Below are 17,764 nucleotides of genomic sequence, written 5' to 3'. Positions count from 1 at the left end.
GCCGGCGCATTGAGTCACCGCGCTGTGTGTGCAGGCCGTTGAAGTCTCGATCGAGCTCCCAACGCTCGGCTACCGACAGCGCGGTCGACGCCCGTCGTGAGCCGGTACGGTCGCCTTGTGGCTCAGGGGCGAAGCTTGCTCCGCTGTCGATCAGCCGAACAGGAACGGCTGGGTCCCCGTCTCGCTTCCACTTCCGGCGACGAGCCGTGCCCGAACGTACTCGCCGATTCCTTCGACCTCGCGGTACTCCAGCTGCGGCCCGTTCGCGACGACCTCCCCGCCGGACGCCCACTGGATCTCCTCCCAGCCACGAGCGTCGACGCCGATGGTACCGCGTTCGGGATCGTGTTCGATGGCCTGGACGGTTGGGGGTTCGAGTCGGCCGTCGTCGGCGTCGCCCTCGACGACGTGCTGGTAGACGAATCGGCCCTCGACGAGTGCTGCCCGGACCGCCGCCTCGGAGAGTTCCTCCAGAAACAGGACGTTCCGCGACCGATCGAAGGAGTAGCCGGCGTCCCGCCCGTGGTAGTCGTCATTCGCGAACCCCCAGACTGGGCGCTCGTTCCCCAGTAGCCCCTGGAGGGCGTCCCAGACGTCGCGGTCGGTCGGATACCGGTTCGCGGCGTTGACGACCTCGACGCCGAGGAGGTGTGGATGAGCGCGGAAGTGCTCGACGTACCAGTCGGCGGACTCGGGGTATCGGCTCGGGTGTGGAAAGCACGCCAGCCCGTTTCGATCGCCGATGGCAGCGAGGGCGTCCGCGATCGGCATCCCCGACGTGTCTGCGAGATCGGAGCAGTAGCTCAGCAGGTCGCGATCGAGCCCCTCTTCGCTCCCGCCCAGTTCGGCGGCCTGGATCGCGAGCATCCCGAGTTCGGTGGGGTCGCGATCCCACTCGCTCCAGGGCCACGTCGTCCCGTCAGTTGCGTACTCGTGGCCGGTCAGCGCGAGAACGGAGTAACCAGCCTCGGCGTAGTCGTCGATGACGGTCGCCGGCGGATCGGTCCCGCTGTGATTCTCCGTCGGTGGATGGGACGTGTGGGCGTGAAGTTGGGCTTTGTGCCCGTCGACGGACTCCCAGGAAACGTCCTCGTAGGGGTTCAGCTGGAGGGCTCGCATTCGGTCGAATCCAGGCGCTCGGGACGGGTAAGTCGTCGGGACCCGGCTGGCCAGACGGAGTGTGTCCAGTCTGCGGACCCACCGGGGAGAGACACCGCCGAGCGGCTCCGCCGCGAACGACGCATACAACCGGAACCGGTCCGGAACGGGCGCATGGAACTACCACCGCTCGGGCTGGGGACGATGGGGATCGACGATCCCAGGGCAATCGAGACGGCGATCGAGGTCGGCTACCGACATCTCGACACGGCACAGATCTACGACAACGAGGAGGTCGTCGGCGACGCGATCGCCGCGAGTGGCGTCGATCGCGAGGAGTTGCTCGTCGCCACCAAGCTCTGGATCGATCAGCTCGACCGCGTCCGGGAGAGCACGGTCGAGAGTCTCGACCGCCTCGGCCTGGAGTCTGCGGACCTGCTCTACGTGCATCGGCCGAAAGGCGACTACGACCCGGAGACGACGCTGCCAGCGATGGAGACGCTCCTGGCGGACGGACTGATCGACGGAATCGCCGTGAGCAACTTCGAGCTTCCGGACCTCCGTCGCTTCGAGGCGGTTTTGGGTCGGCCGCCTGCAGCGAACCAGGTCGAGTACCACCCGCTCTATCAGCCCGAGGATCGCCTCGAGCATGCACGGGACAACGGGTATCCGCTGGTCGCCTACTCTCCGCTGTCCGGTGGCGAAGTCCACACGGTCGACGCGGTCGTCGACGTCGCCGATCGGCACGGTATCAGCCCTGCACAGGCCAGTCTCGCGTGGCTGCTCGCAAAGGGGATTCGGCCGATCCCGAAGGCCTCGAGCCAGTCGCACCTGCAGTCGAACTGGGACGCACTCGACGTGGAGCTGACCGAGGCCGACGTCGCAGCCATCGACGGCGTGGAGCGAGAGCACGAGCTCTATCCGGAGTGACGCGTTGGCTGAAGCGACGGAGCAGCGGGCCGATCAGCGGAACGTCGGGAGTCTGGACGCGAGCGCGGTCGCATCGACTCGATAGACCCTGATGAACGAGTCGTCGACGTGGGCGTACAGGAGACCGGTCTTGGGGCCGATCTGACGGAACTCGCTGGCGAAGGTGATCGTGTGTGCGTCGGGATCTTTGATCAGGGGCTCCGCCGAAATCCACTCGACGGTGGCGTTCTCGTAGTCGTAGCACATGAGTCCGATCGTGAACGCGCCGAACCCGAGCGTATCGCCGTGCCACTGATCCGTCTCCCTGCCGTTGAGCAGGCCGATCCGGAGCCCGTCGCCGACGTCGACGAACGTCGAGGGGAGAAACGGCCCCGGCGAGGCGTGGCCGGCACACCACTCGTGCCCGTCGCGGGCGGGATGAAAGACCAGGTCGCCATACTCCCACGGCCCGCTGGGACCGCGTGCGATCGCCGATCGCAAGACGGAGTAGGTCGTGTCCTCGAGCGTATCGGTCGACTCGACGAGGTTGTACCGGCAACCGTCGCTGGCGACCGGGGCGATCGCGGGCTCCTTGGCTCCGTGGTGGACGCCGGGCTCGTGGGCGAGGACTGGCTCCTCCATCTCGAGTGAGTACAGATCTGGGCCGCTGGCGTGGCCGAGATAGAGGATCGCTCCATCCGCATCGGGATCGTAGAACGGGATCGTACAGTAGAGGTGGAGCCGTGCTTCCGCTTCGGGAAATCGGTGGAGGATCGGATCTTCGTAGCCGAGAAACTCCGTCTCCTCGAACTCGTCGAGACCGGACACGACGTCTCGGCTCCCCTCGATCTGCAGTTGCCCCTCGAGGGTTGCGGTCTGCTGTGACTCCATCTCGACGATCCGGAGCAGACTCCGATCGACGAACCCGGGAATGTGCACGCGGCCACTCCTGCTGTCGATACATCGTAGGACGCCGAGATCGTTCGACTCTCTTGGGTCGAGGTGGAGCGCCATGATGTGCGTGCAGTCGCTACCGGGGCGGAGGACGGGCTCTTGGACCATCTCGACGGCATCGTTCAGGCGAGTACGGGGGACGTTCATGGGGCAGTGGTGAATTCGGTCGAGGGGGTCAGTCGCTCGCGCCGTGAAACCGGGTACCCGCAACGCCGACGCCCGACGACCCTTCCGTTCGGTTGCCTCGGTCTGCCGGGGAGCGAGCGCTCACGGGCGGCAACGGACGGACACGGGTGCGATGGAGGGAAGGGAGACTCGACAGTGACGTGCCGGGATTCCCCGGCGAGGATCGCTCACGTCTCGCCGTCATTTTCGTCGCCGTAGTCGTCTTCGTCGTGTCGCTCGCCGTCGGCGTCAACGTCCCTGTCGGTCGCGGATCCGTCCTGAAGATCGCTGCCGGACTGCTCCTCCGCGTCCTCAGCGGCCTCCGTCTCTGTAGGCGTCGCACCGCCACGGTCCGAGTAGTTCGAGCGCCCCACGCTCTCGCGTGGCATCTGGCTCATGATCATCTGGCGGACTTCCTCGGGGGACTCGAACGTGTCGTCGCCCATGAAGTCGAAGAGCTCCTCGAGCGTGATCGGATCGGCGTTTGTCCGCTCGATCTCGGTGGCGCCGTGACGGTCGATCAGCTCCTCGGCCGTGACTGGATAGGAGACCTCCTCCAGGATGGGACCGATCTCCGCGAACTCGACGCCTTCCGCTCGTTCGTTCTCGTCTGGAACCATACGCTCCGATTCGTTCGCCAACGGGAAATCGTTTGTCCGGATCAGCGCCGACGGAACGCGCATCGCCCCTATCCGGGCGTATCAGTCACTGCTAAACACGGAGCAACCCTCGTCGGGTTGCCACCCGTGCTCCGTCGATCAGCTTTCGTCCGTGGCGGCCGCCTCGTCGTCGGCAGCCTCTTCCGATTCGGCCGCCGCTTCGCTGACTTTCTTCTCGACCTGATCGCTGACCGTCTCCTCGACGGTCTTGCTCACGTCTTCGCTGACGGTCTCGCCGACCGTCTCCGCGACGTTGTCGACTTCCTTGCTGACCGTCTCTTCGACCTCCTTGCTGACGGTGTCTTCGACCTCTTTGCTCACTGTCTCCTCGACGGTCTCCTCGACTTCTTTGCTGACCGTCTCTTCCATCTCCTTGCTGACGGTGTCCTCGACTTCCTTGCTCACCGTGTCGCTGACCGTCGCTTCGACCTCCTTGCTGACCGTCTCTGCCATCTCCTTGCTGACGGTGTCGTGAACTTCCTTGCTCACCGTGTCGCTGACCGTCGCCTCGACTTCCTCGCTGACCGTGCCGCTCACGGTCTCCTCGACCTCCTTGCTGACAGTGTCCTCGACCTCTTTGCTCACCGTCTCCTCGACGGTCTGCTCGACGCGTTCGGCGACTTCCCGCGTCATCCAGTTGGGGTCGAACCGGGCCATCTTCCAGGCGACGTGGATGACGTACGACGCTAGCACGCCGAGCCCGAACGCGACCCCGATTCCGGTCCCCACGACGACGAGCAGGACGATCGCCGTGAAGATCATCACGCCGTAGGCCAGGTCGACGACGAAGTCGACGCGCGTCGGATTCATCGATTCCAGGCCCCCGTTGCGTCGGTTGCATCCGATTTGAACGTCATTACCGGAAGGACACACTCCAGACGAAAATACCCACCTACACGGCGTTCGTCCAGACTCCCCGATCGATCCCCCGGTGACGACGCGCGGTAGTCCGGCCGCGTCGGGCAACTATGGCCGATCAGAGACAACATTCAACTGAAAATCCGGTGAATTTATATGTCGGTCACGGAACACTCACGCTGCAATGGCATCGACATCGTCGGGGAGTCCAGCACAGGGATCGAACGTCAACGACTACGCACGGCTCGGTATCGCACTGTATCTCGCACTCGCGGTCGGGAACTTCGTTTACAAGCTCCTGGAGTACATGTTCGTGGATTCGAACTCCTAGCTCTTCTTCCAGCGAGACAACGACGTCGTCTACTTCGCGCTGGAATCGTCGTTCTACCTCGTGGAGGCTGGCTCCGGCTTCCTGCTGGCGCTCGCCATCGGCGCGTACTGTTACCGGAACGCTGCGGCCGACGAGACAGCGTTCCGCACCGCCGCGATCGCCGCTGGCGCCGGTGCCTGCGTCGTCCTCACGGTGCTGTTCGTTAGCATGGTCGTCCTGGCGCCCGGGAGTGCGAACGTCGAGTTCGGCAACGAGGTCGTCGGGGTGGTCCTCGCAATTCTCGGGACGGCAATCGTGGGCGCCATCGGGGCGCTGTCGCTCGAGAAGCTCCAGACGCTCGCGTGAGGACCGGACCCTGAAACCGCCTCACACACGCCGGATGGCTTAGCAATCCGTATACGCACCGGGGCCATCTCGCCCGTCAATGAGCTATCGGATCGGCCTCGTCGGCAAGCCCTCTGTAGGGAAGTCGACGCTGTTCAACGCGGCGACGATGAACGACGTGCCCGAGGGCGCGTATCCGTTCACGACGATCGACCCCAGTATCGGCGAGGCGTACGTTCGCACCGACTGCGCCGCACCGGAGTTCGAGGAGTCCTGTGAGCCGTCCGTCGGCGCCTGCGAGGACGGCACGCGATTCGTCCCCGTAAAGCTCGTCGACGTCGCAGGGCTCGTTCCCGGCGCACACGAGGGCAAGGGGCTCGGCAATCAGTTTCTCACGGACCTGAACGAGACCGACGTACTCGTCCACGTCGTGGATTTCTCGGGAACGACCGATCTGGAGGGCGAGTCCACCGAGGGGCACGATCCCCGCAAGGACATCGACTTTCTGGAGGAGGAGCTCGACGCCTGGTATCTCGACATCCTCGAGAAGGGGATCCAGCGCTACGCGGATCGACACATGGCGGACGACGACCCCGAGAACGTGCTCGCCACACAGCTCTCCGCGTTCGGCATCTCTGCGGCCGAAGTGAAGCAGGTAATCCTCGCCCAGGGTCTCGACGTCGCTCCCCTGGAGTGGGGTCCCGAGCAGCGAGCGGCCCTCGCCAGCGCAATCCGCAAGCGAACGAAGCCCATGGTGATCGCAGCGAACAAGATGGACACGCCCGAGGCCCAGGCAAACTGGGCGGCGATCACCGACGATCCCGAGTACGACCATCTCGAATTCGTCCCGGTCTCCGCGCACGCGGAGAAGGCACTGAAGAACGCGAAGGAGCAGGGCGTACTCGAGTACACGCCCGGCGACGCCGCGTTCGAGATCACCGCTGATCTTCCCGAGGAGAAAGCCGCCGGCCTCGAGCAGATCCGCGAGTTCGTCGAGGAGTACGACGGCACCGGCGTCCAGCGCGCACTCGAAGCCGCAGCGTTCGACGTGCTCGATCTCAAGGCGGTGTTCCCGGGCTCGGATTCCGGCAACTGGACGAAGGGCCCCTTCCGGGACTGCTTCCTCCTCCCCGCCGACGCGACGGCCGAGGAGTTCGCCTACCACCTCCACTCCGACATCGGCGACGGGTTCCTCCACGCCATCGACTGCCGAAACAGCAGGCAGGTGAGCGCAGATACGGTGCTCGAACACCGGGACGTCGTCGAGGTCATCTCGACGAATCAGTAACGAGTACGTCTCGTCTCGAAACGGCCTCGGCACTCATAGGGATCGTCATCGCCGGCTGCCGAGGCCGGCTCGGAGCGGTGCCGTCGTCATCGGCCAGGCGAGGGTAGGAAACCCCGGACCATGAACGCACCGCAGATGGGCCCACTCGAATCCACGTACGCAGCCATCCACTTCCACATTCACTCCGCACGCCCGACCGACGGAAACGCCTATCAGGTGTGACAGCAGTCACCTGTGTAGATGGAAGTCGCCGAGGTCCTGCCGAACTTCGCCGACGCGTTCGCGTTCGAGGAGTTCAACGCGATGCAGCGAGCGGCGATTCCGGGCATCCTCGAAACCGACGAGAACGTCGTCGCGAGCGCGCCGACGGCCAGCGGCAAGACGGCGATCGCCGAGCTGGCGATCTGCAAGACGCTGGATTCCGGCGGCACCGCACTGTTCGTCGCGCCGATGCGCGCGCTGACCAACGAAAAGGAGCGCGACTGGGAGCGCTTCGAGGAGCTGGGCTACTCGGTCTACGTCGTCACTGGCGAGCGGGACCTGAATCCACGACGTGCCCGCCGGGCGGACATTCTCGTGATGACACCGGAGAAAGTCGACTCCGCGACGCGAAAACACGACACGCGACGCTACGACTTCGTCACGGAGGTCGAGACCGTGGTGGTCGACGAAGTACATCTGCTCGATTCCGAGCGCCGCGGGAGCGCACTCGAGGTAACGGTCTCACGGCTGCGCCGGCTCTGCGATCCCCGGATCGTCGCGCTCTCAGCGACGATGCCCAACGTCGAGGAGGTCGCGGCGTGGCTCGACGCGCCCGAAGCGACTACCTTCGACTTCGACGAGGAGCACCGTCCCGTCGAACTCAACGCCGACGTCAAGACGTACAGCCACGGCGAGAACTCCTTCGCGGACAAGTACCGGCGGCTGTATCGCGCGCTGGATCTTGCCCAGCCCCACTTCGAGGAGGACGGGCAGGCCCTCGTCTTCGTCGCGTCGCGCCAGGACACCCAGCGCGCGGCAGCCAAGGCCCGCGACGAGCTGGCCGAGCGCGACGTTCGGATCGGCGCCCGCGGCGACTACGACTTCCACACCGAAACGGAACGACTGGAGAACGACGAACTCCGACAGGGCGTCCTCGACGGCGTCGCCTTCCACCACGCCGGCCTCTCGAAGTCCGATCGCGACCTGATCGAGCAGTGGTTCCGCGAAGGACAGATCGAGTTGCTCTTCTCGACCTCGACGCTCGCCTGGGGGGTCAATCTCCCGGCACGCTGCGTGATCATCAGGGACACGAAGTACCACGATCCCCTCGAGGGCGAAGTCGAGATGAGCCCGCTGGACGTCCTCCAGATGCTCGGCCGCGCGGGCCGGCCCGGCTACGACGACGTGGGGTATGGCTGGGTCGTCACGGACCGCTCCGACGCCGACCGCTATCGGCGACTCCTCCGGGAAGGGACCGAGATCCACTCGAACCTCTCGGACGACCTTCCCGAGCACCTCCTTGCGGAGGTCTGCGTCGGAACGATCGAGTCACGCGCCGACGCGCTCGACTGGCTCGACACCACGTTCTACGCCGTCCGGGCGAACGGCGACGACACCGTCGACCTGGCGTCGGACGTCGACGACACGCTGGCATCCCTGGCCGGCGACGGCTTCCTCGATCTCGACGGCCCGGGCGGTACGGACGGCGTGGCACCCACGGCGCTGGGCCGCCTCGCCTCCCGGTACTACCTCCGGCTCGAAACCGCGCGTGGATTCCACGGATTGGCGACCAGGGATCAGGTCGACGAAGCGGGTATCCTCCGTGCGGTCGCAACCGCCGTCGAGTTCGACGACGTCGCCGCGCGGAGCGACGAGGCCGACGCCGTCGACGCCGTGCTCGGCGAACGTGGCACCGACCTCCCCGACGGCCAGCGCAAAGTGCTTGCGATCCTCCGGGCGGCCGTGTCTGGAACGACGCCCGCGTCGTTGCGCTCCGACGCGTGGATCATCCGCCAGAACGCACTCCGGATGCTCGCCGCGCTCGGCGCCGTGCTGGCCGAGTTCGCGGGGCCAGCGGCCGCAAACGAGTGCTGTCGCCTCGAGGCGCGCATCGAACACGGCGTCGGTCCCGATGCCGCTGCGATGACGGCGATCGACGGCGTCGGCGAAGGACGCGCGCGGTCACTCGCCAAGGCCGGTTTCGATTCTCCCGCGGAGGTCGCAGCCGCCTCTCCAGCGACGATCGCCGCGGCTGGCGTCGGCGACGGCGTCGCCGAGCGGATCGTCGACGCCGCAGCGGAGCTCCCCCAAATCGAGATCGAGTGGGGAGACCTTCCCGACTCGATTGCAGCCGGAGATCGGGACTTCTGCGAGGCGACGGTCCACAACCGCGGTGGCGGGGCTCAGGCCGGGATTCGCGTGACCGTCAACGGCGTCGAGATGACCGCCGACGAGACCTATCTGAACGACGCGAAAATCGTGCCGATCGCCTGCTTCGGCGCCGACGCGGACGAACTCGAGCTCTGCGTCGAGGTCGTCTTCCCGGAGCTCCCGCTCGATCCGATCACCGAGATACGAACCGTCTCGGTCGAGTGAGGCGTCGCCCTCGCTGTGGTCGGAGGTCCCAGCCCCCGGTAGCAGCCGAACCCGCCGCGGCTCGCCGCCACCCGACGCCCTTTGTGGCCGGATCACCTGTCTTCCCCAATGAGCGATCCTCACAGAGACGCCGACGTCGTCACTGCGGGCGCAAGCCTCGACGATGCTAGCGCAGCCGTCATCGCGATTCACGGTCGCGGCGCGACGGCCCGGAGCGTCGTCCAGCTCGTCGAACAGGCAGTCCAGCGTCGCTCCACGGGTGACGCAGATTCGACCGCCGCCGAGCCCGCGATCCTCGCGCCGCAGGCAACCAGAAACACCTGGTACCCGAACTCATTCCTCGCGCCGATCGACGCCAACGAACCCCACCTCTCGAGTGCGCTCGACCTCGTCGGCCGCGTCGTCGATCGCGCGGCCGACGCCGTCGGCCGCGAGAACGTCCTCCTGTTGGGATTTTCGCAGGGCGCGTGTCTCTCGAGTGAGTTCGTCGCGCGAACGCCGACGCGCTACGGTGGACTCGCCGCACTCTCTGGTGGCCGAATCGGCCCCAAGGGGATCGAGTGGGACGAGGAAGCAGCCCTGGCAGACGCAGAGGGCGATCTCGCGGGGACGCCCGCCTTCCTTGGCTGTAGCGACACCGATCCCCACATTCCCGAGGAACGCGTCCACGAGACCGCCGAGTCCCTGGCAGCGCTCGGGGCGGACGTCGACGTCGAGATCTACCCGGGCATGGCCCACACGGTGAACGAGGACGAGCTCGATCGCGTCGGCGATCTGCTGGCGGGTCTCGGCACCGAGTAAGCTGGTCGGCCTCCCCGGCGTTCCCGGCGTGGACTGCGTTCAGAGAAAGCCACGACGAGAACGTCACCCGCGATTCTGCTTGCTGTCCACGACTGCTCTACAGAGACATTCCCCGGACGGTAGCGGTGCCACTACTGCTCGCCGCCAAACTCTCGGTCGTTCTGAATTTTCGAGGCCTGGGGTCCGCTCTGGCCCTGATATTTGGAGCCGCGCTCCTCACCGTATGGCCGCTCGGCAGCAGAGCTGAGCTTGGTGAACGTGAGCTGTGAGATGCGCATGTCGGGGGTGAGCGCGACCGGTGCGGTGCCGAGATTCGAGAGCTCGAGCGTGATCTGCCCCTCGTAGCCGGGGTCGACGATGCCCGCCGTTGCGTGGACGACGATGGCGAGCCGTCCCAGCGAGGACCGTCCTTCGACGTGTGCGATGAGGTCGTCCGGAATCGCGACCCGCTCCTTCGTCGTCGCGAGGACGAAGTCGCCGGGATGGAGGATGAACTCCTCGTCGATGGTCTCGGTCTGTTCGTCGGTCTCGTCGGCGACGTCCTGGAGCGTCTTCTGCCCGGAGCCACTGGAGCCCGGAATCGTCGTCCGTTCTGTGTAGTCAGCCGCGACGGAGCCCTGATCCGGACGGATACACGGAATGTTCGACTGCCTGAACGTCAGGAACTCCCGGCCGAGACGCATGTCGACGCTCGCCGGCTGAATCTGCATCTCGGGGTCGTCGAGCGGCTCGATCAGGAGTTCGCCGTCCTGCAACCGACGGCGGATGTCCCGGTCCGAGAGGATCATATCTGTCGTCTGCGTGGCGGCCGGCGTAAATGGTCCGGTCTGGTGCAGTGGGCGGGCCGTCGAGGACCGGATCAGAGCGTCATCGCGAACGAGATCGCCCAGAACAGGCCTGCGATCACTGCGGCAGCCCCGACCTGTAGCCTGTGGCGCCCGCGGAGACCGCCGTACCAGATCGCGGCCTGCCACGTCGTTCCTATGAGCGTGAAGACGAGGAGCAGCGGTTCGACCTGTGCGATCGCCGCTTCGATCGCCTGGATCGTCGCGTCGGGATCCTCGAGCGTCAGCTCGGCGGACTCCAGGGCCCGCGAGATGACGAGGATTGCCGGCATCGACGTTACCACAGACGGAACGCCGCTCCAGGCCGCGATCGCGAACGTCTCTCCCATCGACCCTTCGCCGTCGGCCACTTTCGCGGCGACGTGCAGCAGAATCGCGCCGACCGCCCACGCGATCAGCCAGCCGATGAAGAGGTAGACGGACGCCTCGCGGAAGGCGTCCCGTACGATCGGCTCCGGGTCGCGTTCGACCTGTGCTGGCTCGTCACAGGCCTCGCCCGGCCAGGACGTCCCCGTCTCGCTCCCGGAATGCGATTCACAGAAGAGATCGCCGGGGTATGCGGGGTTGTCGACGGTCACCGTCCCGGTGAACTGTTCGGCGATCTCGAGCCCCAGTGCGTAGAACCCGACCGCAAGGACGAGCCCCGACGCGAATGCGACGCCGACCGCGACTGCGGGACTGGTCGCCCATGGCGGTGGATCAGAGAAGAATTCGACGGGTCTGTGGAGCGGGGAGGGCGGGACCATATCGATAGCAATCGTGCCCACACCGTAAGCTTTGATGCTGGCAGCAATCAGTGAAAGTAACAGACGCCGTTTCGGATCCGAACTCACTGCGAGAGCTCCCGCCTGGGGCGCGTCGTCACTCTGGTCGTCGTTCGATTACCGCGGCACGGCGAGCACTGGGACGTCGACCCGCTCGAGGACGGCGGCCGTGACACTCCCGATCACCTGCCCGGTCGCGTTTCGGGCGCCAGACGTGCTCATGACGACGAGGTCGATGCCCTCCCGATCGACGTACTCGGCGATCCCGGCGTCGGGCTCGTCCCGGAGGATCGCACGCTCGACGGACAGATCCGGGTCGGTTTCGCGGAGCGCGTCCGCGAGCCGATCGACGTGCTCGTCGCGATCTGCGGCCATCCGGTCGATCTCCGTCTCGCTGAGGCCACCGGCGCTGAAGAGCCCACCCTCTCTCGCGAGGTCGAGCACGTAGCAAGTATGCGCGGACGAGCCGTGGAGGCTCGCAAGGTGTGCGCCCCAGTGTGCAGCGCGCTCGGCGGCATCGCTCCCGTCAGTCGGCACCAGCAGGTCCCGCAGTTCGAAGGACTCGCCGACCGGCACCGTCAGTACCGGGCGGTCTGCCTTCCGGAGCACCGCGTGGACCACGCTGCCGAGCAGTCTGTCGCCGAGACCATCGAGGCCGCGACGCCCCAGAATTAGCAAGTCGGCGTCCCGCTCCGCAGCGAAGTCGGCGATCGCGTCTGCCGGCGATCCCTCGATCGCGTGGCCGCGAACGTCCAGTCCGTCGAGCGTCGACGGATCGACCGCCTCCTCGAGCTCATCGAGGACGCGGTCGCCGTTCCAGGCGTCGTCGGCGTCGGGACTTTCCGCGTCGGTCAGCACGCGAACGACGTCGACGCTCGCATCGGTTCGGTCGGCGATCGCGAGCCCGACGGCCGCGGCGTGCCACGAACACGCCGATCCGTCGACGCCGACGCAGATTCGATCGATCATTCTGTCAACGCCTCTATCTTCGCCACGTCGAGCGATAAAGCTTGGTCCGGCATCGATGAAACCGCTGTTCCCGCCGGGCGAGTAGCCAGAGGTTTAGTCAGGCGGCCCGGACCGACGACCATGAAACAGGCCATCGTCGCCCGCGCAGATCTGAACATGGGCGAGGGGAAGCTCGCTGCGCAGGTCGCTCACGCCTCGCTGTCCGCGGTCGAAGACGCCGACGGCACCGCGAAGCGCGAGTGGCAGGGCAGCGGCCAGAAGAAGATCGTCCTCCAGGCCGACGGCGAGGACCAGCTCTTCGAGCTCGCCGACCGCGCTGAACGGGCGGGGCTTCCCAACGCGATCGTCCGCGACGCGGGCCACACGCAGCTCGAACCCGGAACTGTGACCGCGCTCGCCGTGGGGCCCGGCAGCGACCGCGCCGTCGATGAAATCACCGGCGACCTCTCCCTCTACTGATGGCCGAAGACGCCGACGCGTCGGAGGGGGACCGTTCACTCCGTGCTGCTCATCCGACAGAGCAGGCCGTCGGCATCGACCACTACGTCAGCGACGTTGACGGGATCGGCGGGCGGCTTCGACGAGCGCCCGAGGACTTCCGCGTCCGGGAGATCGAGCGGATCGAGCCCGAGCCCACCAACGCCGATCCCGGTGCCTACGGCCACGTCGTGATCCGGGCCACCCTCCGTGGCTGGGACACCAACGACTTCACGAGCACGCTCTCCGACCGCATGGGCATCAGCCGGAAGCGCGTCCGCTGGGCCGGCACGAAAGACAAGCGTGCGGTGACGACACAGCTATTCTCGATCGACGGCGTCGATCCGAGCGACGTTCCCGGGGCAGGAAACGGCGGCGACGAAACCGATTCCGACGGGATCGACGAGGCCGATATCGAGGTGCTTGGCCGGCTCGGCCGCTCGATCGAGCTCGGCGATCTCGCCGGCAACGAGTTCGAGATCCGGATCGCCGACCCCGACCGTCCGGAGCAGGTCGGCCCGATCACGGAGTCCCTGGCTGCGTTCGCTACCGGCGGATCCGCGGCCGACGCCCGGGAGCACGAACCGATCACGGTCGCCGTTCCCAACTACTTCGGACAGCAGCGGTTCGGGAGCCGTCGACCGATCACCCACGCTGTCGGGCTGGCGATCGTCCGCGGCGAGTGGCGAGAGGCCGTTCGGACCTACGTCGCCGACGACTACGACTCGGAGCCCGAGTCGACGCAACGGGCCCGCCGCACTGCGGGGGAGTGCATGGCAGCCGACGACTGGGCGGGCGCGCTCGACGCTATGCCGAACCGGCTCGGGTACGAGCGGACGCTCCTACACGCGCTCCAGCGACAGGAGTCCGGTAGCGATGGCGATCTGGATTCGGCCGCGTTCCGGGAGGCGCTGGGTGACTTCCCAGAGAACCTCCAGCGCATGTTCGTCCACGCGGCCCAGTCCTACGCCTTCAACCGGATCCTCTCCGAACGGCTCGCTGCGGGGCTCCCCTTCCACGAGCCGGTCGCCGGCGACGTCGTCTGTTTCACCGACGCCGACGCACCGGATGGCGTAGCGTTGCCGGACACCGACCGCCTCCAGCGCGTGACAGCTGACCGCGTCGACACCGTCGCGCGCCACTGCGAACGTGGCCGGGCGTTCGTGACGGCTCCGCTGCTCGGAACGGCGAGCGAACTCGGCGACGGCGAGCCCGGTAAAATCGAGCGGTCGGTGTTCGACGACCTCGGTCTCGCACCCGGGGATTTCGACCTACCGGAGCCCTTCGGCTCGACGGGAACCCGACGAGCGATCACCGTCCGAACCGAGCTATCGGTCGATCCCGGAGACGAGCCCGTGTTCACGTTCTCGCTGCCCAAGGGCTCCTACGCGACGGTCCTCCTGCGCGAGTACCTGAAGGTCGATCCCGTGGTACTGGGCTGAGCGTCGTCCTGACCGAGTATCGGTCGTTCGTGAAGTGACTCGGTGGAGCTGAGTATCTCGACGACTCGTCGAACCGTTCAGAAACCGAGAGACCGGGACGTCGACACCAACGCTAGCCGTCGGCGCGAATGGGTAGAGAGCGCCACCACCAGGGCTCGAACCTGGGACAACCACGTTAACAGCGTGGTGCTCTACCAACTGAGCTATGGCGGCCCGTTGCAGTTCCAAATAACCCGGAAGCGTTTGATTAGGCTTTCGCTTTCGGGGGATTACGCCACTGGCTGACACGCCGACCGGAACCCTTTCGGCCCGGACCGTGGAAACCACGACCGAATGAGCGACGACCTCGACGCGGTCCTCGAACGGGCTCGCGAGCTGGTCACGCCCGACGACGCCGAACGAGCGGCACTCCGGGCTGCCACCGAGCGGCTGCGCGAGCGCGCCGAAGCCGCGATCGAGGAGCTGTCCGTCGACGCCGAGGTCGTCCTCGTCGGCTCGACCGCACGGAGCACCTGGCTTCCGGGCGAGCGCGACGTCGATATCTTCCTCCAGTTTCCGGCGGATCTCGACCGCGAAGCGCTCGAAACCCACGGGCTCGCCGTCGGGCACGCCGTCCTCGGCAACGGGCACGAGGAGTACGCCGAGCATCCCTACGTCACCGGGACCGTCGACGAAGGCGATCTAGAGGACGTCGACGTCGACGTCGTCCCCTGTTACGATCTCGCGGCCGCCACCGACATTCGCTCCGCCGTAGATCGCACCCCCTTCCACACCGAGTACGTTCGCGAGCACCTCGGCGACGAGCTCGCCACCGAGGTCCGCCTCGCGAAGGGGTTCGCGACCGGTATCGGCATCTACGGCAGCGACCTCCGCACCCGGGGGCTCTCGGGCTATCTCACCGAACTGCTCGTGCTCGAGTACGGCGGATTCCGCGAACTGCTGGCGGCCGCCGCGGACTGGAATCCCCCGATCAGACTCGATCCGAACGGGCACGGGACGGCGACGTTCGACGATCCGCTCGTGGTCATCGACCCGACGGACCCAGAACGCAACGTCGCAGCGGTGTGCTCGGCTGCCAACGTCACCCGGCTCCAGCACCACGCCAGGACCTTTCTGGAGGCCCCCGATGAGGGCGTCTTCGAGACCAGGGCGCGACCGGCGACGGAGGAGCCGGCGATCACGGCCGAGGAACTACGCGCCCACGTCGAACGGCGCGACACCACGCCGGTCGCCATCGTCTTTGACGCACCCGATCTCGTCGAGGACGACCTCTATCCGCAGCTCCGAGCGTCTCTCGGTGGCGTCGTGGGGCTCCTCGAACGCACGGGCTTCGACGTTCTCCGTTCGACGACCGCGGTCGCCGACGGCGACGCCATCCTGCTGGTCGAACTCGAGGTCGTCGAGCGGCCGACCGTCGAACGCCACGAGGGGCCGCCCGTCCAGGTCCGGAAGCACGCCGAGAACTTCTACGAGACCTACGCGGACGACGAGGCCGTCTACGGTCCGTTCATCGACGGCGATCGCTACGTGGTCGAGCGACCGCGGACCGCGACGCACGCCGTGGAGCTCCTCGACGGCGACGCGCTGTTCGACGTCCGCCACGGTGCGGGCGTCGAGCGGCGGCTCGAGAGTGGCTACAAACTGCGGACGGGCGAAGAACTCGCAGAGCTCCTGCCCGCCTTCGCCGACCCACTCGCAGCGTACTTCGATCCCGCGCCGTGAGCGACGGGTGGTTTCCACTTGCGCGGCCGGTCCACGTGCGAGCTGTCGAGAATACGTCCGACGCCGTGACGGTCAGTCCGCACCGATCGCCTGATGGCTCGTCGCGATCGCGTCGATCCGCGAACGCACTTGCTCGCTCGGTTCGTCGTCGGGCTCCATCGGTTCGTAGCCCGAACACACCTCGTGGACTTTGGTCACGGACTCGGCGAGCACGTCGAGGCCGTAGCCGCCCTCGAGCACGTAGCCGAGACCGGCGTCGACGTCGTCAGCGATCGATCGTGCGAGCGCGGCCAGCCACCCGTAGCCTTCCGTCGAAACGCGCATCCGTGAGATCGGATCGTGGCGGTGTGCGTCGAACCCGGCACTGATCAGCAGACAGTCCGGGTCCATTCCGCGGATCGCTGGACGGACGAGTTCTTCGACGGCGAGGGCGTACGCGGCGTCGCCGGCGCCCGGGGGCATCGGGACGTTGAGCGTCGCTCCGGCACCCGCGCCGGTTCCCGTCTCGTCGCTCTCGCCAGTCCCGGGATAGATGCCGTCCTCGTGGATCGAGACGACGAAGACGTCGCCGCGGTCGTAGAAGATGTCCTGAGTGCCGTTGCCGTGATGGACGTCCCAGTCGAGCACTGCCACGCCGTCGGCGCCCCGGTCCAGCGCCGTCTGCGCCGCGACGCCGACGTTGTTGACGAAGCAAAAGCCCATGGCGTCGTCCGCGACCGCGTGGTGGCCCGGAGGGCGACCGATCGAGAACGGCGTCTCGCGGCCCGCTGCACCGGCCATCGCCCGCTCTGCGGCCCACTGGGCGAGTCCAGCGCTCGTCAGGATCGCCTCCCAGGTACCCTCGCCGACCACGGTGTCGGGATCCCACTCGCCTCCGCCGCTGTCACAGAACTCCCGGAGTTCCTCGACGTAGTCGGGGTCGTGCACCGACCGGACGACGTCGAGATCGATCGGCTCCGCGTCGACGTATTCGACGCTGTGCTCGCGCTTTAGCCCCTCGCGGATCGCCCGAAGGCGGTCCGGCGACTCCGGGTGTCTGCGCCCTGGATCGTGCCCGAGACAGCGGTCGCTGTACCCGAAGTGCATTTCACGTGGCGTCGAACAGCGCGAAGTAGGTCTCGACGTCCTCGGCCTTCACCGTCCGGCGGTCGGCGTGCCGGGCGAGGGTCGCCGCCGCACTGGCGACGTTGTCGGCGTAGTCCTCGAGGATGTCTGCGAGTGCGATACGTGCGTCCATCGAAACGCGGTACTGTCCATCGATCTTGAGTCGTGCGATCCGGTCCACTGGGGCGACCGGGAGATCGAGTCCCTGTTTGTCGATCGACGCTTCGACGCCGAAGTCCTCTGCCATCAGCGTCTTCCGGCCGTCGGCGGTTGCCCGTTCCGCCGCGTCCACGGCGAGGTCGGCGCCGCGTTCCTCGACTCGTCTCGCGAGCTCCTCGGCGGCCTCCGCGCTGACGCGGAGGTCACCGGCGTTCCGTCGAATGATCGTATCGATCGGTGCAAAGGGGAGCTCGACGCTCATACGTTCCTTCGGGGGAGCGCTGCCGTTAACGTTTTGCTCTCCGTGCCGCTCCGCCG

18 protein-coding genes and 1 tRNA gene are annotated in these 17,764 nt (G+C 66.7%); 9 read left to right on the top strand and 10 right to left on the bottom strand.

Features of this window, described 5'->3' with window-relative positions:
- Window positions 1-150: 150 nt before the first annotated feature.
- The gene (locus tag ACZ5KP_RS01075) at window positions 151-1,119 is read right to left on the bottom strand and encodes a CehA/McbA family metallohydrolase domain-containing protein (protein ID WP_460919000.1); all 969 of its coding nucleotides are present in this window, start codon (window positions 1,117-1,119) and stop codon (window positions 151-153) included.
- 153 nt (window positions 1,120-1,272) lie between these two features.
- Between ACZ5KP_RS01075 and ACZ5KP_RS01070 the strand changes: the two genes are divergently transcribed.
- Window positions 1,273-2,028, top strand: a complete 756-nt coding sequence (locus ACZ5KP_RS01070; RefSeq protein ID WP_460918999.1) for an aldo/keto reductase — start codon at window positions 1,273-1,275, stop codon at window positions 2,026-2,028.
- A gap of 33 nt (window positions 2,029-2,061) precedes the next feature.
- On the opposite strand, the gene ACZ5KP_RS01065 is transcribed toward ACZ5KP_RS01070, so the two are convergent.
- The 3 genes from ACZ5KP_RS01065 to ACZ5KP_RS01055 form a co-directional block, all read right to left on the bottom strand.
- The gene (locus ACZ5KP_RS01065) at window positions 2,062-3,108 is read right to left on the bottom strand and encodes a hypothetical protein (protein ID WP_460918997.1); all 1,047 of its coding nucleotides are present in this window, start codon (window positions 3,106-3,108) and stop codon (window positions 2,062-2,064) included.
- A gap of 206 nt (window positions 3,109-3,314) precedes the next feature.
- A complete protein-coding gene (locus ACZ5KP_RS01060; protein WP_460918996.1) occupies window positions 3,315-3,746 on the bottom strand; it encodes a DUF5789 family protein in 432 nt (143 codons plus the stop codon).
- A 138-nt stretch (window positions 3,747-3,884) separates the two neighbouring features.
- The gene (locus ACZ5KP_RS01055) at window positions 3,885-4,595 is read right to left on the bottom strand and encodes a hypothetical protein (protein ID WP_460918994.1); all 711 of its coding nucleotides are present in this window, start codon (window positions 4,593-4,595) and stop codon (window positions 3,885-3,887) included.
- 232 nt (window positions 4,596-4,827) lie between these two features.
- On the opposite strand from ACZ5KP_RS01055, the gene ACZ5KP_RS01050 reads away from it, so the two are divergent.
- The 5 genes from ACZ5KP_RS01050 (at window position 4,828) to ACZ5KP_RS01030 (ending at window position 9,964) form a co-directional block, all read left to right on the top strand.
- The gene (locus ACZ5KP_RS01050; RefSeq protein WP_460918993.1) at window positions 4,828-4,974 is read left to right on the top strand and encodes a hypothetical protein; all 147 of its coding nucleotides are present in this window, start codon (window positions 4,828-4,830) and stop codon (window positions 4,972-4,974) included.
- Window positions 4,975-5,034: 60 nt separating this feature from the next.
- Window positions 5,035-5,319 (top strand): hypothetical protein, encoded by a 285-nt coding sequence (locus tag ACZ5KP_RS01045; protein WP_460918992.1) that lies wholly within the window; start codon window positions 5,035-5,037, stop codon window positions 5,317-5,319.
- Between the two features lie 79 nt (window positions 5,320-5,398).
- On the top strand, window positions 5,399-6,586 hold the full coding sequence (locus tag ACZ5KP_RS01040; protein WP_460918991.1) for a redox-regulated ATPase YchF: 1,188 nt from the start codon (window positions 5,399-5,401) through the stop codon (window positions 6,584-6,586).
- 240 nt (window positions 6,587-6,826) lie between these two features.
- Window positions 6,827-9,163: a DEAD/DEAH box helicase gene (locus ACZ5KP_RS01035; RefSeq protein WP_460918990.1), complete on the top strand. Its 2,337-nt coding sequence runs from the start codon at window positions 6,827-6,829 to the stop codon at window positions 9,161-9,163.
- A gap of 108 nt (window positions 9,164-9,271) precedes the next feature.
- Window positions 9,272-9,964 carry an alpha/beta hydrolase gene (locus ACZ5KP_RS01030; protein ID WP_460918989.1) on the top strand — a complete coding sequence of 231 codons (693 nt, stop codon included), beginning with the start codon at window positions 9,272-9,274 and terminating at the stop codon, window positions 9,962-9,964.
- Between the two features lie 131 nt (window positions 9,965-10,095).
- Here the strand turns inward: ACZ5KP_RS01030 and dcd are convergent, their stop codons facing one another.
- From dcd to ACZ5KP_RS01015, 3 genes are all read right to left on the bottom strand, one after another.
- The gene (gene dcd / locus ACZ5KP_RS01025; RefSeq protein WP_460918987.1) at window positions 10,096-10,752 is read right to left on the bottom strand and encodes a dCTP deaminase; all 657 of its coding nucleotides are present in this window, start codon (window positions 10,750-10,752) and stop codon (window positions 10,096-10,098) included.
- 71 nt (window positions 10,753-10,823) lie between these two features.
- Entirely contained in the window at window positions 10,824-11,555 is a 732-nt protein-coding gene (locus tag ACZ5KP_RS01020; RefSeq protein WP_460918986.1) for a Yip1 family protein, read from the bottom strand.
- A gap of 135 nt (window positions 11,556-11,690) precedes the next feature.
- Window positions 11,691-12,542 (bottom strand): universal stress protein, encoded by an 852-nt coding sequence (locus ACZ5KP_RS01015; RefSeq protein WP_460918985.1) that lies wholly within the window; start codon window positions 12,540-12,542, stop codon window positions 11,691-11,693.
- A 120-nt stretch (window positions 12,543-12,662) separates the two neighbouring features.
- Between ACZ5KP_RS01015 and pth2 the strand changes: the two genes are divergently transcribed.
- Both pth2 and truD read left to right on the top strand, forming a co-directional pair.
- On the top strand, window positions 12,663-13,001 hold the full coding sequence (gene pth2 / locus ACZ5KP_RS01010) for a peptidyl-tRNA hydrolase Pth2 (protein ID WP_460918984.1): 339 nt from the start codon (window positions 12,663-12,665) through the stop codon (window positions 12,999-13,001).
- Window positions 13,001-14,461 carry a tRNA pseudouridine(13) synthase TruD gene (gene truD, locus ACZ5KP_RS01005; RefSeq protein ID WP_460918983.1) on the top strand — a complete coding sequence of 487 codons (1,461 nt, stop codon included), beginning with the start codon at window positions 13,001-13,003 and terminating at the stop codon, window positions 14,459-14,461. The genes pth2 and truD overlap by 1 nt, the downstream gene beginning before the upstream one ends.
- 140 nt (window positions 14,462-14,601) lie before the next feature.
- Here the strand turns inward: truD and ACZ5KP_RS01000 are convergent.
- A tRNA-Asn gene (locus ACZ5KP_RS01000) sits at window positions 14,602-14,674 on the bottom strand.
- Between the two features lie 120 nt (window positions 14,675-14,794).
- Between ACZ5KP_RS01000 and cca the strand changes: the two genes are divergently transcribed.
- Complete coding sequence (cca, locus tag ACZ5KP_RS00995) at window positions 14,795-16,183, top strand: CCA tRNA nucleotidyltransferase (RefSeq protein WP_460918982.1); 1,389 nt, start codon at window positions 14,795-14,797, stop codon at window positions 16,181-16,183.
- A 72-nt stretch (window positions 16,184-16,255) separates the two neighbouring features.
- Here cca and ACZ5KP_RS00990 read toward each other — a convergent pair whose 3' ends face one another.
- Window positions 16,256-17,269, bottom strand: coding sequence for a histone deacetylase family protein (locus ACZ5KP_RS00990; RefSeq protein WP_460918981.1), 1,014 nt, complete (start codon window positions 17,267-17,269; stop codon window positions 16,256-16,258).
- 1 nt (window position 17,270) lies between these two features.
- The gene (locus ACZ5KP_RS00985) at window positions 17,271-17,708 is read right to left on the bottom strand and encodes a histone family protein (protein WP_460918979.1); all 438 of its coding nucleotides are present in this window, start codon (window positions 17,706-17,708) and stop codon (window positions 17,271-17,273) included.
- Window positions 17,709-17,764 lie beyond the last annotated feature (56 nt).

It is taken from the genome of Salinarchaeum chitinilyticum (genome assembly GCF_055390775.1).
Note: the sequence above shows the minus strand (reverse complement) of the source record. Positions and strands in the feature narration are given on the sequence as shown.

Bases quoted from the DNA above. Each gene is read 5' to 3' on its own strand.
- ACZ5KP_RS01020 (WP_460918986.1), bottom strand. From the start codon at position 11,555: ATGGTCCCGCCCTCCCCGCTCCACAGACCCGTCGAATTCTTCTCTGAT.
- ACZ5KP_RS01050 (WP_460918993.1), top strand. From the start codon at position 4,828: ATGGCATCGACATCGTCGGGGAGTCCAGCACAGGGATCGAACGTCAAC.
- ACZ5KP_RS01015 (WP_460918985.1), bottom strand. From the start codon at position 12,542: ATGATCGATCGAATCTGCGTCGGCGTCGACGGATCGGCGTGTTCGTGG.
- ACZ5KP_RS01030 (WP_460918989.1), top strand. From the start codon at position 9,272: ATGAGCGATCCTCACAGAGACGCCGACGTCGTCACTGCGGGCGCAAGC.
- ACZ5KP_RS01070 (WP_460918999.1), top strand. From the start codon at position 1,273: ATGGAACTACCACCGCTCGGGCTGGGGACGATGGGGATCGACGATCCC.
- dcd (WP_460918987.1), bottom strand. From the start codon at position 10,752: ATGATCCTCTCGGACCGGGACATCCGCCGTCGGTTGCAGGACGGCGAA.
- ACZ5KP_RS01065 (WP_460918997.1), bottom strand. From the start codon at position 3,108: ATGAACGTCCCCCGTACTCGCCTGAACGATGCCGTCGAGATGGTCCAA.
- truD (WP_460918983.1), top strand. From the start codon at position 13,001: ATGGCCGAAGACGCCGACGCGTCGGAGGGGGACCGTTCACTCCGTGCT.
- ACZ5KP_RS00990 (WP_460918981.1), bottom strand. From the start codon at position 17,269: ATGCACTTCGGGTACAGCGACCGCTGTCTCGGGCACGATCCAGGGCGC.
- ACZ5KP_RS01040 (WP_460918991.1), top strand. From the start codon at position 5,399: ATGAGCTATCGGATCGGCCTCGTCGGCAAGCCCTCTGTAGGGAAGTCG.
- ACZ5KP_RS01055 (WP_460918994.1), bottom strand. From the start codon at position 4,595: ATGAATCCGACGCGCGTCGACTTCGTCGTCGACCTGGCCTACGGCGTG.
- ACZ5KP_RS01060 (WP_460918996.1), bottom strand. From the start codon at position 3,746: ATGGTTCCAGACGAGAACGAACGAGCGGAAGGCGTCGAGTTCGCGGAG.
- cca (WP_460918982.1), top strand. From the start codon at position 14,795: ATGAGCGACGACCTCGACGCGGTCCTCGAACGGGCTCGCGAGCTGGTC.
- pth2 (WP_460918984.1), top strand. From the start codon at position 12,663: ATGAAACAGGCCATCGTCGCCCGCGCAGATCTGAACATGGGCGAGGGG.
- ACZ5KP_RS00985 (WP_460918979.1), bottom strand. From the start codon at position 17,708: ATGAGCGTCGAGCTCCCCTTTGCACCGATCGATACGATCATTCGACGG.
- ACZ5KP_RS01035 (WP_460918990.1), top strand. From the start codon at position 6,827: ATGGAAGTCGCCGAGGTCCTGCCGAACTTCGCCGACGCGTTCGCGTTC.
- ACZ5KP_RS01075 (WP_460919000.1), bottom strand. From the start codon at position 1,119: ATGCGAGCCCTCCAGCTGAACCCCTACGAGGACGTTTCCTGGGAGTCC.